We start from the raw sequence: 13426 nt of genomic DNA, 5'->3' as shown, positions 1-13426 counted from the left end.
GCGGCCAGTCGTCCGGTGGTCGATGCCGGCTGGGTTCCGCATGACCGTCAGGTGGGGACCACCGGGCAGACGGTGTCGCCGAAGCTGTACGTGGCATGCGGCATATCGGGGGCGATCCAGCACCTGGCGGGGATGAAGAAATCGGACTTCATCCTGGCGATCAACACCGACCCCGAGGCGCCGATCGGCGAGGTGGCGGACGTTCTGGTGGTGGCGGACGTCAAGCAGTTCGTGCCGGCGCTGACGGAGAAGCTGGCGGGGTGAAATTGAAAGACGGTCAAAGGCAAGGCTGAAGGGTTCTCCCGGGCCTTTCGCCCTGGCCCCTGGGTGAATATGGATTCTTTGCGAGGGAGCATGATCGACGCGTTGTTCAGCGATATGGAACGGCTGTGCGGGGCCGGCAAGGTGGACAAGGAGACCAGTTTCTATTTTTCGGTCGACGAGGTGAAAAAGACGGTTTTCCTGTCGCCCGAAGGCTGCCGGGTGGTGGACGGCAAGGCGACGGAGACGGCCGACTGTGTCTGCAAGACCTCGGCGGCCTTTCTCGACCGGATCTGGAACCAGGGTTACCGGCCCGGGGTCAAGGATTTTCTTGCCGGTGAAATCAAGTCGAACAACCCGGCCGCCCTGCAGACTCTGCTCGCCGCCTGCGGCAAGGCTTGAGCAGGAGATGGGGATTCTTGCGGGCCGGAATCCCCTTTTGCGAAATTGGTGAACCGGACGCCGGCGGCCGGGGTGATTGCCGTCCCCGACAGCCGGCGGTGCGTTCATGGATCTCCTTTACGAAGATATTCATTTGACAGGGCCCTGAGCCCTGTTTTATAAGGTTTGGTCTGACCAATTTGCAGGGAGCTGACGCGCCATGGTTGAACTGGTCCTCATTCTGATCAGCGCGATTTTCGTCAACAACTTCGTGCTGGCCCGATTTCTCGGCATCTGCCCTTTTCTCGGCGTTTCGAAGAAGGTTGACACAGCGCTGGGTATGGGGATGGCGGTGACGTTCGTCATGACCGTGGCGGCGGTGGTGACCTGGCTTATCCAGTATTTCATCCTCGTTCCCTTCAATATCGAGTATCTGCAGACCATCGCCTTCATTCTGGTCATCGCCTCGCTGGTGCAGCTGGTGGAGATGGCGGTGCAGAAGCTGAGTCCTGTGCTCTACCAGGCGCTCGGTATTTTCCTGCCGCTGATCACCACCAACTGCGCTGTGCTCGGTCTGGCCGTTCTGAACATCCAGAAGAGCTATTCCTTCCTGGAAAGTGTCGTGTTCGCCATCGGTGCGGCCCTCGGCTTCACACTGGCCATGGTACTGTTCGCCGGACTGCGCGAGCGCATCGACCTTTGTCCGGTGCCCCGGAGCTTTCGCGGGACCGCCATCGCCCTGGTGACGGCCGGCCTGCTTTCGCTGGCGTTCATGGGATTTGCCGGACTGGTCAAGGGATAGGCGACAAGGAAGCAAGCACATGATTGCAGCAGTGACAAGTCTGGGCGGTATCGGCCTGCTGGCGGCTCTGGCCCTCGGAGCGGCGGCGCGCAAGTTCGCCGTCGAGGTCGACCAGCGGGAGTCGGCCATCATCGACGTTCTTTCCGGCGCCAACTGCGGTGCCTGCGGATATCCGGGCTGCGGTGCCTACGCCAAGGCGGTGGTCGAGGACGGGGTGTCGCCCTCTCTCTGTACGCCGGGCGGACAGGGGACGGTCGAGGCGATCGCCCGTATCATGGGAGTGGAGGCGGAGGCGGCCGTGCCCCAGGTGGCGGTGGTCCGCTGCCAGGGTGACAACCGCAAGGCGAAGGAGAAGTATCGTTATCTCGGGCTGGCCGACTGCAACGCCGCCCAGAAGCTGGCCGACGGGCCCAAGGCCTGTCCCGGCGGCTGCCTGGGCCTGGGAAGCTGCGAGCGGGCCTGTCCGTTCGGTGCCATCGAAATGACCGCCGACGGGCTTGCCGTGATCAGCCGGGAAAAATGCACCGGATGCCGCAAGTGTGTCGCCGTCTGTCCGCGCCAGGTGATCGCCATGGCGCCGCGGGAGGCGACGGTGCATGTGCTGTGCAACAGTCACGACAAGGGGGCGGCGGTGCGCAAGTACTGCGAGGTGGGCTGCATCGCCTGCCAGATCTGCAGGAAGACGGCCCCGGAGGCCTACGTTATCGAGGACTTTCTCGCCCGGGTGGTCTACGAGCACCACGAGCAGGCCGGCCCCGGAGTGGAAAAGTGCCCGACCAGGTGCATCCGCGATTTTCGTCAGGGCTATCCGGAAGGGAGCAGCTTCCGGGCGCCGGGAACCGACGTTTCGTCCGACGTGGATGCAGGTGCGAACGAGAAAGTCGCAGGATAGTCGACCATGCGCATGAAAACGTTTTCCGGCGGGTTGCATCCGCCCGACAGCAAGGAATTCACCGCGACCAGGGCCATCGAGGACTGCCCGCTGCCGGAAGAACTGGTTGTCCCCCTGTCGCAGCACATCGGGGCGCCGGCCACCGCCTGCGTGCAGGCCGGGGACCGGGTGCGAAAGGGGCAGGTGATCGGCGAGGCCGGCGGCTTTGTTTCGGTGCCGGTTCACGCGCCCACGTCGGGCGAGGTGGTCGCCGTCGAGCCGCGGCCGCATCCCTCGGGACGCGCCCTGCCGGCCGTGGTCATCCGGGCCGATGGCGAGGACGCCTGGGACGAGCCGATGCCGCTTCTCGACCCGGCCGCAGCGACCGTCGACGAGCTGCGCGGCCGCATCCGTGACGCCGGTATCGTCGGCATGGGCGGAGCGACCTTTCCCACCCACGTCAAACTGAGCCCGCCGCCGGAAAAGCCGATCGATACCCTGATTCTCAACGGGGTGGAGTGCGAGCCCTACCTGACCGCCGACCACCGGCTGATGCTGGAGGAGAGCGAACGCATTCTCGACGGCATCGCCATTTTGCAGAAGATTCTCGGGGTCGAACGGACCTTTCTCGGCATCGAGGCCAACAAGCCCGACGCCATCGAACGGATGGCGTCGCTCGGTGCTGATCGGTCCATCGAGGTGGTGCCGCTGGAAGTCAAGTATCCGCAAGGGGCGGAAAAGCAGCTCATCAGCGCCATTGCCGGCCGGGAAGTTCCTTCCGGCGGTCTGCCGATGGATGTCGGCGTGGTGGTGCAGAATGTCGGCACCTGCGCCGCCATCGCCGATGCCGTGCTGCGCGGCCGGCCCCTGATCGAGCGGATAGCCACCGTGGCCGGCGCCGCCGTGAAGCAGCCGAAGAACCTGCGCATCCGCATCGGCATGTCGCTGCGCCACCTGGTTGAGGCCTGCGGCGGAACCCTGGCCGAACCGGCCAAGATCATCATGGGCGGCCCGATGATGGGCATGGCCCAGCTGTCGCTCGACGTGCCGGCGACCCGGGGCACTTCGGGCCTGCTGCTGTTCACCGCCGAGCAGGTGCTGAAGCGGCCGGAGGGGCCGTGCATCCGCTGCGCCCGCTGCGTCCAGGCCTGTCCGGCGCGCATTCTGCCGACCAGCATCGCCGCCTACGCGCGGCTCGAGATGATGGACGAGGCGGAGGCTCTGGGAGCGCTGGACTGCATCGAGTGCGGCTGCTGTTCCTATTCCTGTCCGGCGGCCCTGCCGCTGGTCCAGAGCATTCGCCACGCGAAAGCGGCCATCACGGCCCGGCGAAGAAAGGGTTGATCGTGTCGTCTCCGGTCTATCTTTCCAGTTCTCCGCACATCGCTTCCGGGGCGAGCACCGAGCAGATCATGCGCCAGGTGATTTTCGCCCTGCTGCCGGCGTGCGCCGTGGCCGTCTATCTTTTCGGTCTGCCGGCTCTGGCCACGCTGCTGATCTGCACTCTCGGCTGTGTCGCCTTCGAGGTGGCCTGTCAGAAACTGATGAAGCGCCCGCTGACCATCCAGGATGGCAGCGCCGCGCTGACCGGCATTCTGCTGGCAATGAACCTGCCGCCGTCGAGCCCCTGGTGGATGAGCCTGTTTGGCGCCTTTGTCGCCATCGTCATCGCCAAGCAGGTCTACGGCGGACTGGGCTGCAATCCCTTCAATCCGGCACTGGTGGCGCGGGTGGTGCTGCTGATCTCCTTTCCCGTGCAGATGACCAGCTGGACCCGTCCCGCGCCGCTGGGCTCGGCGATTGATGCGGTCACGACCGCCACGCCCCTGGGCCGTGCCAAGGAGGCGGTCATGCTCCACGGTGCCCTGCCGGCCGACCTGCAGGCCGGGTTTCTCGGCTATTTCCTCGGCGACAGCGGCGGCAGCCTAGGCGAGGTTTCGGCCTTCGCCCTGCTGCTCGGGGCCGGTTACCTGCTGAGGAAGAAGGTGATCACCTGGCATGTCCCGGTCGCCTATCTCGGCACCGTGGTGCTGCTGTCGGGTGCTTTCTGGCTGGTCGATCCGGGCCGTTATCCCGATCCAGTGTTCCATCTGCTGACCGGCGGCCTGATGCTCGGGGCTTTTTTCATGGCGACCGACATGGTCACCACCCCGGTGACCAGCCGCGGCATGCTGGTCTTCGGGGCGGGGTGCGGTCTGCTGACGGTGCTCATCCGGCTGTTCGGCGGCTACCCGGAGGGGGTGTCCTTCGCCATACTGCTGATGAATGCGGCGACGCCGCTGATTGACCGCTACCTGAAGCCGAAGAAATTCGGCCTGGTGACGGAAAAGGGGTGAACCGATGCGTGAAACGGTGCGACTGGCCGTCGTTCTGACCCTGATAGCCGCCGGTGCCGGCCTGATTCTTTCGCTGGTCGAGGCCGTCACCCGGGCGCCGATCGCCGAACAGCGGCGTCTGGAGATGGTGCGGGCGCTGCAGGCCGTTCTTCCCCCCTTCGACAACAGCCCGGACGCCGAGACCCGCTCCCTGCAGATGGGAACCGACAAGAAGGGGCAGCCCGTCTACCGGACCTTCTTTCTCGGCCGCAAGGACGGCAGGCTGAACGGCATCGCCTTCAAGGTGACTGCTCCCGACGGCTACAGCGGCAATATCGACATCATGGTCGGCATCGAGCCCGCCGGGCGGCTGAGCGGCATCGAGATCCTGTCCCATGCCGAGACGCCTGGCCTGGGCGCCAAGATCGTCGAGTCCTGGTTCAAGGAGCAGTTCAAGGGCAAGGGCCTGGACAATGCCGACTGGCGGGTGAAGAAGGACGGCGGCGATTTCGACCAGATCACCGGCGCTACCATTTCACCGCGTGCCGTGGTCGGCGCCATCCGCTCCGGCCTCGAGTTCTACCGTGACCACCGGCAACAGATCGTTGCGGCGCAAAAGGAGGCGAAATGAGTCTCGCAGATGTGTTCGTTCGCGGCCTGTGGCGGGAAAACCCGGTTTTCAAGCTGCTGCTGGGCATGTGTCCGACCCTCGCCGTCACCACCTCTGCGGAGAACGGCTTGGGCATGGGGCTGGCGACCACCTTCGTGCTGGTCTGTTCCAACATCACCGTGGCGTTGCTGCGCAAGCTGATTCCGGCCGGTGTCCGCATCCCCGCCTTCATCGTCATCATCGCCTCGTTCGTGACGGTGGTGCAGCTCTGCATGGAGGCCTATGTCTACGACCTCTACAAGGCGCTTGGCATCTTCATCCCCCTGATCGTCGTCAACTGCCTGATTCTCGGGCGGGCGGAGGCCTTTGCCTCCAAGAACGGCCTGCTGCCGTCGATCGCCGACGGTATCGGCATGGGGCTCGGCTTTACCCTCGGGCTGTTCGTGCTGGGCAGCGTCCGGGAAGTCATCGGCGGCGGCAGCCTGCTGGGCATCTCCCTGTTCGGCGCCGGTTACCAGCCTCTGCTGCTGATGATCCTGCCGCCGGGAGCCTTCATTGCCCTCGGTCTTCTGCTGGCGGGGATGAATCGGTTCGAGGCGACGCGGATGAAGGACTGACCGTTTCCCGGTCGCCGCGCGCATAGAAGGTCACCCGGTTGCACCCTTTCCGTTTCGACCGGTAAAGCGCCCGGTCGGCCTGCTCGATCAGGCTTTCCGTCGTGTCCTCGGTGATGACGGTGGTGACGCCGAAGATGGCCGTGAGCGGTTCTCCGGTTGTCGGACAGAGTCCGTTCTCCAGCCCCTGCCGCAGTTTCTCCGCTGCATGGCCGGTGCCCGTTCGGCGGCCCGGTTCCAGTAGAGGATGTGCCGTTCGGTGTCGACGAAATAGACCCCTCGGCCAGATGGACGAACATCTGCTTGTAGAAATGGGGCGGCAGAGACATGGTCGGTACCTTGTCGGTCGCGGGAAAGCGCTTTCTTTCTTAAATGCCATGTCACCGTAGCGGTGGCATGGAGCACGCCAAAAAAGTCCCGCCTGCGCCTTTGTGCTCATGTTTCGACCCTCGATTCTTGAGCACGCCTGATGTTCCGCATGTCGGCGGTTTGCCGCCGAGCCTCTATTGGCGGTCTGGCATGTCGCCGTTGCCGGCCTGCCGCGCGGCGAGGGCCTCCCCGATCTTGCGTACCAGCCCCTCGCTGGTGAAGGGCTTGGCCAGGTAGGCCCCCTTTTCCCCCTGAAGAAAATCGTTTTCAAAGGTGACCTGGCCGTAGCCGGAGAGGAAGAGGACCGGCAGATCCGGCCGGATGCGGCGCAGCCTTTTCGCCAGCAGGGGACCGCTCAGGGTCGGCATGACCATGTCGGTGACCAGCAGGCAGAAGCCCTGCGGATCGTCGGAGAACAGGTCGATGGCCAGCTGCACGTCCTGGGCCGGAGTCACTTCGAGGCCATGGGCGAGCAGGGCTCTGGTCGCGTAGTGCAGGACATCGCGGTCGTCCTCGACCAGCAGGATCCGGCCCCTGATCGAGCGGATGGCGGGCAGGTCGGGACGGGTATCGTCGCGGGGTCCCTCGCTGGTTGCCGGCAGGTAGACAGTGAAGGTGGTTCCCGCTCCCTGTTGGCTGTCGACGGTGATGTAGCCGCCGCTCTGCTTGACGATGCCGTAGACGGTCGCCAGTCCGAGACCGGTTCCCTTGCCTTTCTCCTTGGTGGTGAAGAAAGGCTGGAAGACGCGGTCCAGATCTTCCGGCGCTATGCCGGCGCCGCTGTCGCGCACGCTGAACCAGACATAGTGGCCGGGTCTGGCTCCCGGATGCTGTTTCACAAAGGCCGGGTCGAAGACCCTGGTGCCGGTGCTGATGCATAGTTCGCCGCCTTGGGGCATGGCGTCGCGGGCGTTGATGACCAGGTTCATCAGGATCTGTTCCAGCTGTCCGGGATCGACCTTTATGTAGGGAAGTCCGGATGTCAGCTTCACCTGAAAACGGATGTCTTCCCGGATGAGACGCCGCAGCAGCTTCTGCAGCCGGTCGAGATGATCGTTCAGGTCGATCACCTGCGGCTGCAGCATCTGACGGCGGCTGAAGGCCAGCAGCTGCCGCGCCAGGTCGGCGGCGCGCCGGCCAGCCTCGAGAGCGATGTCGAGTTCCTGTCGATGCTCGTCATCCTCCGGCAGCGACCGGTGAACCAGGGAGACATAGCCGTTGATGACGGTCAGCATGTTGTTGAAGTCGTGGGCGACGCCGGCAGCCAGCTGACCGAGGGCTTCCATCTTCTGGGCCTGGCGCAGCTCGGTTTCGGTCTGCTGGCGCATCAGGCGTTCCCGGGCGGCGGCGATGGCCAGGCCGATGGCGTGGGCCAGATTTTCGGCGTTGCGACAGGACTCGGCGTTGAATCCCTGGGGACGGTTGAAGAGAAAGACGCTGCCGATGGCGGTCCCTTCGTTCTCCAGCGGGATGGCGAGCATGGAATAGATAGTGTGCGGCATCGGTTGCCCAAGGGTACCGATTGCCGGCGGTTCACCGTAAAGCAGGGTTTCACCGCGTTCCAGCGGCAGGCGAAGGAAGGGCTGGGGGAAGCCGCCGAGCCAGGCGTCGGGATCGGCCGGGTCGGGGGCCAGGTTCCGGTTCCAGCTTCCTGCGATGGCGGCCAACAGTCGTGGCTGACCCCGGGGGTCGAAATCGAAGATCAGCCCGCCGTCGGCCAGCAGCTTGTCGTGGGCGGCCTGCAGGAGGGTCTGAGCCATGCTGGCCAGGTCGCCGTGACGCAGAAAGGCCAGGGTGGCGCGGCTGAGAAGGTCGGCAAGGTGCCGGTCGTATTCAGGCAGGGCGATGTTTTTTTCCTCGCGGACATCGAATGCTGGATTGGCCATGTAGTCCCCCGGGGCAGAGTTTCTGTTCTATCTGTCGGCATGCGGGCGAACTTTCTGAAGGGAAAAGGGGGCGGGGCTTTTCGAGGTCAGGGGGCGGCGGCAGGAGCTTGGGCCTCCGGGTGTGATGAAGAAAAATTCATCCATGCCGCACCGGGATGGATGGTAATGTTTACGAGGTGAATTTTATCTGGTAACCGCTCGTTTTTAAAGGGAAAAACGGCAGGTGCATTGCATACAGTATACTGTATTTTTTCCTTGACATTGGGGCGCAATTATCCTACCTTGCACACGCTTAAAATCCGTAAACGCTATCCTTGCGCCTTCAGCCAGGGCATCAGCTAATCAAACGCTGTTGGGAGGAGCTCTACATGCTGGACAGTTATCTGCCGATCCTCGTTCTGATTGTCATCGCGGTAGCCTTTGCCGTCGGCTCGATCGTCTTGTCGAGACTGATCGGCCAGAAGAAACCGAGTGAAGTCAAGCTGGCGCCCTATGAGTGTGGCATGCCGCCCGTCGGCTCGGCGCGGGAGCGTCTGTCGATCAAGTTCTACATCATTGCCATGCTTTTCATCGTCTTCGACATCGAGGCGGTCTTCCTCTATCCCTGGGCGGTCATGTTCAAGCGACTCGGCCTGTTCGGCTTTGTCGAAATGGGAGTCTTCATCATCATTCTCCTCGTCGGCTACGTTTACGTCTGGAAAAAAGGAGCGCTGGAATGGGAGTAGAAACGCTCGGTAACAACGTCATAACCACCACCCTCGACAAGCTGGTCAACTGGTCGCGGGCCAAGTCTCTCTGGCCGATGACCTTCGGTCTGGCCTGCTGCGCCATCGAGATGATGGCTGCCGGCGCCGCCCGTTTCGACCTCGACCGTTTCGGCATTCTGTTCCGCGCCTCGCCACGGCAGTCGGACTGCATCATCATTGCCGGCACCGTCACCAAGAAGATGCTGCCGGTGATCAAGACCGTCTACGAACAGATGCCCGAGCCGAAATATGTCATCGCCATGGGGGCCTGTGCCTGTTCCGGCGGGATCTTCGACACCTACAGCACGGTTCAGGGCATCGATACCGCGCTTCCCGTCGATGTCTACGTCCCCGGTTGTCCGCCCCGGCCGGAAGGTCTCCTCTACGGCATCATGAAGCTGCAGGAGAAGATCATGAAGGAGCGCAATTCCTTCGGGTCGGCCATCGGCATTGGCGAAAGGATCAGCGAGGCCTGATCCGTCCAACCCTCAGATACTGCAAAATTTCAAAAGGACAATAGAGGCCATGAGTGAACATCCGGCGGTAGCGAAGCTGAAGGAACGGTTCAAGGAGAGTGTGCTCGATGTCGCCGAGCATCGGGGGCAGACCTCGGTCACGGTCAGGAAGGAGGACATCCTCGCCGTCTGTGCCTTCCTCAAGGAGGAGTGTGGCTACAACTTTCTGACTGATGTCTGCGGGGTCGACTATCTGGGCGAGACTCCCCGGTTCATGGTGGTGTACCACCTCTACAGCATCGGCGCCCATCAGCGGCTGCGGCTGAAGGCGCCGGTCGAGGAGGCCGATTGCCGTATCGACTCCGTCGTCGGCATCTGGAGCGCCGCCAACTGGCTCGAGCGTGAGGTCTGGGACATGTTCGGCATCGACTTCAAGGGGCATCCCGACCTGCGGCGCATCCTGCTGCCGGACGACTGGGAAGGACATCCGCTGCGCAAGGACTATCCCGTGCAGGGGCCTGACCGCGAGCCCTACCAGGGCAGGCTCTCCTGATTCCGGAATCAAAATCTTCATCTGAGCATATAAAGACGAGGCAGACATGGCGAATCTCGAAACAATGACCATCAACATGGGGCCCCAGCACCCGTCGACGCACGGCGTGCTCCAGCTGGTGCTCGAGCTTGACGGCGAGGTGGTTGTCAAGGCGACGCCGCACATCGGATTTCTCCATCGCGGGGTCGAGAAGCTGTCCGAGTACCGGACCTACCATCAGGTGCTGCCGCTGACCGACCGTCTCGACTACCTGGCGCCGATGCACAACAACCTGGGCTATGTCCTGGCAGTCGAGAAGCTGCTCGGCATCAGCGACCAGATTCCCGAACGGGCCAACGTGGTCCGGGTCATGCTGGCCGAGCTGACCCGCATCAAGAGTCACCTGGTCTGGCTGGCGACCCATGCTCTCGATATCGGCGCCATGACCGTCTTCCTCTACTGCTTCCGCGAGCGCGAGCGGATCATGGACTTCTACGAGAAGATCTCCGGTGCCCGCATGACCTCGAACTATTTCCGCGTCGGCGGTCTGTCCGCCGATCTGCCGGACGGGATCGAGAAGGAGATCCGCGATTTCATCAACGAAATGCCGGACAACATCAACACCTACGAAGGCCTGCTCTCCGGTAACAAGATCTGGCAGAAGCGCGTGATGGGGGTCGGGGTGATCAAGCCGGAAGATGCCATCGATGTCGGCCTGTCCGGGCCGTCCCTGCGTGGCAGCGGCGTTGACTGGGACCTGCGGCGCGACCAGCCCTACTGCGGTTACGAAACCTACGATTTCAGGGTCGTCACCCACACCGACTGCGATACCTGGGCCCGTTACAAGGTGCGTCTCGACGAGATGCGCGAGTCGTGCAAGATCATCCACCAGTGCCTCGACCGCCTAAAGCCGGGGCCGATTCTCGCCGACTGCCCGAAGATCGTGCTGCCGCCCAAGAAGGACGTGGTCAACACCATCGAGGGTCTGATCCACCATTTCAAGATCATTACCGAGGGTTTCAAGCCGGAGCCGGGCGAGGTCTACGTCGGTGTCGAAAATCCCAAGGGTGAAACCGGATTCTACCTGATTTCCGACGGGTCGCCCCGTCCCTTCCGCATGCGTATCCGTCCGGCCTCCTTCGTCAACCTGCAGGCGTTGCCGCAGATGGTCGAAGGGGCCCTGATTGCCGACGTCATCGCCATCATCGGTACCCTGGACGTCGTTCTCGGCGAGATCGACCGCTAAAGCGATCAGCGAGGAAGCTAGCCATGAGCGAATCTGCAGAAAAAGTAGCCGAGCAGGAAATCGACCTCGGGCCCTGCAACGCCATTCTAGACAAGTACCAGGACATGCTCGGGGCGCTGATGCCGGTGCTCCAGGAGATCCAGGACCATTACGGGTACGTGCCCGAGGAGGCGGTCTTCCTGGCCGCCGAGCGGCTCAACGTCTACCCGAGCCAGATCTACGGCGTGCTGACCTTCTACGCCCAGTTCCACCTGGAGCCGCGTGGCAAGTACATCGTACGAGTCTGCATGGGTACGGCCTGCCATGTCAAGGGGGCGACCCGCCTGGGTGACAAGATCCAGGAGCTTCTCGGCATCGGTCACGCCGAGACGACCGAGGATTTGAAGTTTACCTGTGAGTACGTCGCCTGCATCGGTGCCTGCGGCATGGCTCCAGTCATCATGGTCAACGACGCGACCTACGGTTCCATGTCGGTTCAAAAGCTGAACGAAGTTATCGAGAAATACCAGAAGATGGACTGAACCCGGTCCGTTTGCACAGGGGTATCCCATGGCCGAAACTGCTCAGACTGTTGAAGTTCTCATCTGTACCGGCACCGGCGGCATCGCTTCCGGTTCGATGAAGGTTGCCGAGGCCTTCGAAGAGGAATTCAAGAAACACGGTATAGATGCCAAGGTCGGCAAGCGCTGCGAAATCAAGAAGACCGGCTGTCGCGGGCTGTGCGCCAACGATGTCCTGGTCGACATTCTCATTCCCGGCCAGGAGGGCGTGACCTACGATTTCGTCACCCCCGAGCTGGTGCCGCAGATCGTCGAGGAGCACATCATCGGCGGCGAGCCGGTGCCGAAGAAGACCGCCGGTCCCTATTACTCGAAGTTTCTGGAGAAGCAGCACCGCACCATCTTCTCCCGCTGCGGCCGCATCGACGCCGAGAGCATCGAGGACTACATCGAGCATGGCGGCTTCGAGGCGATCAAGCGGGCGGTAACCATGCAGCCGGAGGAGGTGATCGAGGAGGTCAAGCGCTCGGGTCTGCGCGGCCGCGGCGGCGGCGGTTTCCCCACCGGTGTCAAGTGGTCCTTCTGCAAGGCCACTCCCGGCAAGCTGAAGTACTTGATCTGCAACGCTGACGAGGGTGACCCCGGGGCCTTCATGGACCGCTCTCTGCTCGAGGGCGACCCCTACTGCATCATCGAGGGGATGATGGTCGCCGCCTACGCCATCGGCTGCAGCCACGGTTATGTCTATGTCCGCGCCGAATATCCGCTGGCAATCAAGCGCCTGCAGATGGCCATCGATACCTGCTACGAGCGGGGGATTCTCGGCGATGACTGCATGGGGCTCGGCTTCCCCTTCCATCTGAAGATCAAGGCCGGCGCCGGTGCCTTCGTCTGCGGCGAGGAGACGGCCCTGATGGCCTCGATCGAGGGCCACCGCGGCATGTCGCGTCCGCGTCCGCCGTTCCCGGCGGTGCGCGGCCTGTGGGGCAAGCCGACCAACATCAACAACGTCGAAACCTACGCCAACGTCACCTACATCCTGCAGAAAGGAGCCGACTGGTACGCCTCCATCGGTACCGAGGGGACCAAGGGCACCAAGATCTTCGCCGTCACCGGAAAGGTCAAGCACACCGGTCTGGTCGAGGTTCCCGCCGGCGTCACCATGCGCGAGGTCATCTACGACGTCTGCGGCGGCATTCTGAACAACCGCAAGTTCAAGGCGGTACAGGCCGGCGGTCCTTCCGGTGGCTGTCTGCCGGCCGAGGCGCTGGATGCCGAGGTCGATTACGATTCGCTGATCAAGGCCGGCGCCATGATGGGCTCGGGCGGCCTGGTCGTCATGGACGAGACCACCTGCATGGTCGACGTCGCCCGCTTCTTCCTCACCTTCACCCGGCGCGAGTCCTGCGGCAAGTGCATCCCCTGCCGCATCGGCCTGAAGATCATGCTCGAGATCCTCGAGCGCATCTGTGCCGGCGAAGGGCGGGAAGGCGACATCGAGCTGCTGCAGGACATGGCCTACGACATCAAGAAATCGTCGCTGTGCGGTCTCGGCCAGACGGCGCCGAACCCGGTTCTTTCGACCATCCGCTACTTCCGGCACGAGTACGAGGCGCACATCAAGGACAAGGAGTGCCCCTCGCACGTCTGCAAGCCGCTTCTGCACTTCCGCGTGATCGAGGATGCCTGCAAGAAGTGCGGTCTGTGCAAGAAGGTCTGTCCGGTCGATGCCGTCACCTGGGAAAAGGGCAAGGTCGCCTACATCGATCGCGACAAGTGCACCGAGTGCACCTCCTGTTACGACGCCTGCCGTTTCATGGCAATTGACTAACTCTCTC

15 protein-coding genes are annotated in these 13426 nt (G+C 63.0%); 14 read left to right on the top strand and 1 reads right to left on the bottom strand.

Features of this window, described 5'->3' with window-relative positions; translation table 11 throughout:
- From EDC39_RS14710 to rsxE, 8 genes are all read left to right on the top strand, one after another.
- On the top strand, positions 1-264 hold a 264-nt coding region (locus EDC39_RS14710), incomplete at its 5' end, for an electron transfer flavoprotein subunit alpha/FixB family protein (protein WP_148897153.1).
- A 90-nt stretch (positions 265-354) separates the two neighbouring features.
- A complete protein-coding gene (locus EDC39_RS14705) occupies positions 355-663 on the top strand; it encodes a hypothetical protein (protein ID WP_148897152.1) in 309 nt (102 codons plus the stop codon).
- Between the two features lie 199 nt (positions 664-862).
- On the top strand, positions 863-1444 hold the full coding sequence (gene rsxA, locus EDC39_RS14700; RefSeq protein WP_148897151.1) for an electron transport complex subunit RsxA: 582 nt from the start codon (positions 863-865) through the stop codon (positions 1442-1444).
- Between the two features lie 19 nt (positions 1445-1463).
- A complete protein-coding gene (locus EDC39_RS14695; protein ID WP_148897150.1) occupies positions 1464-2336 on the top strand; it encodes an RnfABCDGE type electron transport complex subunit B in 873 nt (290 codons plus the stop codon).
- Positions 2337-2342: 6 nt separating this feature from the next.
- Positions 2343-3659 carry an electron transport complex subunit RsxC gene (rsxC, locus tag EDC39_RS14690; protein ID WP_148897149.1) on the top strand — a complete coding sequence of 439 codons (1317 nt, stop codon included), beginning with the start codon at positions 2343-2345 and terminating at the stop codon, positions 3657-3659.
- A 2-nt stretch (positions 3660-3661) separates the two neighbouring features.
- Positions 3662-4651, top strand: a complete 990-nt coding sequence (locus tag EDC39_RS14685; protein WP_148897155.1) for an RnfABCDGE type electron transport complex subunit D — start codon at positions 3662-3664, stop codon at positions 4649-4651.
- Between the two features lie 4 nt (positions 4652-4655).
- A complete protein-coding gene (locus tag EDC39_RS14680; protein WP_148897148.1) occupies positions 4656-5261 on the top strand; it encodes an RnfABCDGE type electron transport complex subunit G in 606 nt (201 codons plus the stop codon).
- Positions 5258-5857 carry an electron transport complex subunit RsxE gene (gene rsxE / locus EDC39_RS14675; RefSeq protein ID WP_148897147.1) on the top strand — a complete coding sequence of 200 codons (600 nt, stop codon included), beginning with the start codon at positions 5258-5260 and terminating at the stop codon, positions 5855-5857. Before EDC39_RS14680 ends, rsxE begins: the two co-directional genes overlap by 4 nt.
- Positions 5858-6357: 500 nt before the next feature.
- On the opposite strand, the gene EDC39_RS14670 is transcribed toward rsxE, so the two are convergent.
- On the bottom strand, positions 6358-8109 hold the full coding sequence (locus tag EDC39_RS14670) for a GAF domain-containing hybrid sensor histidine kinase/response regulator (RefSeq protein WP_148897146.1): 1752 nt from the start codon (positions 8107-8109) through the stop codon (positions 6358-6360).
- Positions 8110-8477: 368 nt separating this feature from the next.
- Here EDC39_RS14670 and EDC39_RS14665 point away from each other — a divergent pair, with 368 nt between their 5' ends.
- The 6 genes from EDC39_RS14665 to nuoF are packed head-to-tail and all read left to right on the top strand — an operon-like array spanning position 8478 to position 13419.
- On the top strand, positions 8478-8834 hold the full coding sequence (locus EDC39_RS14665; protein WP_148897145.1) for an NADH-quinone oxidoreductase subunit A: 357 nt from the start codon (positions 8478-8480) through the stop codon (positions 8832-8834).
- Positions 8825-9331 carry an NADH-quinone oxidoreductase subunit B gene (locus tag EDC39_RS14660; protein ID WP_148897144.1) on the top strand — a complete coding sequence of 169 codons (507 nt, stop codon included), beginning with the start codon at positions 8825-8827 and terminating at the stop codon, positions 9329-9331. The genes EDC39_RS14665 and EDC39_RS14660 overlap by 10 nt, the downstream gene beginning before the upstream one ends.
- A 49-nt stretch (positions 9332-9380) precedes the next feature.
- On the top strand, positions 9381-9863 hold the full coding sequence (locus EDC39_RS14655) for an NADH-quinone oxidoreductase subunit C (RefSeq protein ID WP_148897143.1): 483 nt from the start codon (positions 9381-9383) through the stop codon (positions 9861-9863).
- A 46-nt stretch (positions 9864-9909) separates the two neighbouring features.
- Complete coding sequence (nuoD, locus tag EDC39_RS14650) at positions 9910-11088, top strand: NADH dehydrogenase (quinone) subunit D (RefSeq protein ID WP_148897142.1); 1179 nt, start codon at positions 9910-9912, stop codon at positions 11086-11088.
- A gap of 23 nt (positions 11089-11111) precedes the next feature.
- Positions 11112-11609 (top strand): NADH-quinone oxidoreductase subunit NuoE, encoded by a 498-nt coding sequence (nuoE, locus tag EDC39_RS14645; protein WP_148897141.1) that lies wholly within the window; start codon positions 11112-11114, stop codon positions 11607-11609.
- A gap of 28 nt (positions 11610-11637) precedes the next feature.
- Positions 11638-13419 carry an NADH-quinone oxidoreductase subunit NuoF gene (nuoF, locus tag EDC39_RS14640; RefSeq protein ID WP_148897140.1) on the top strand — a complete coding sequence of 594 codons (1782 nt, stop codon included), beginning with the start codon at positions 11638-11640 and terminating at the stop codon, positions 13417-13419.
- Positions 13420-13426 lie beyond the last annotated feature (7 nt).

Origin of the sequence: Geothermobacter ehrlichii, assembly GCF_008124615.1 — a bacterium.
Classification (GTDB): domain Bacteria; phylum Desulfobacterota; class Desulfuromonadia; order Desulfuromonadales; family Geothermobacteraceae; genus Geothermobacter; species Geothermobacter ehrlichii.
The sequence above is the reverse complement of the archived record's forward strand: the minus strand, read 5'-3'. Positions and strand labels throughout refer to the sequence as shown.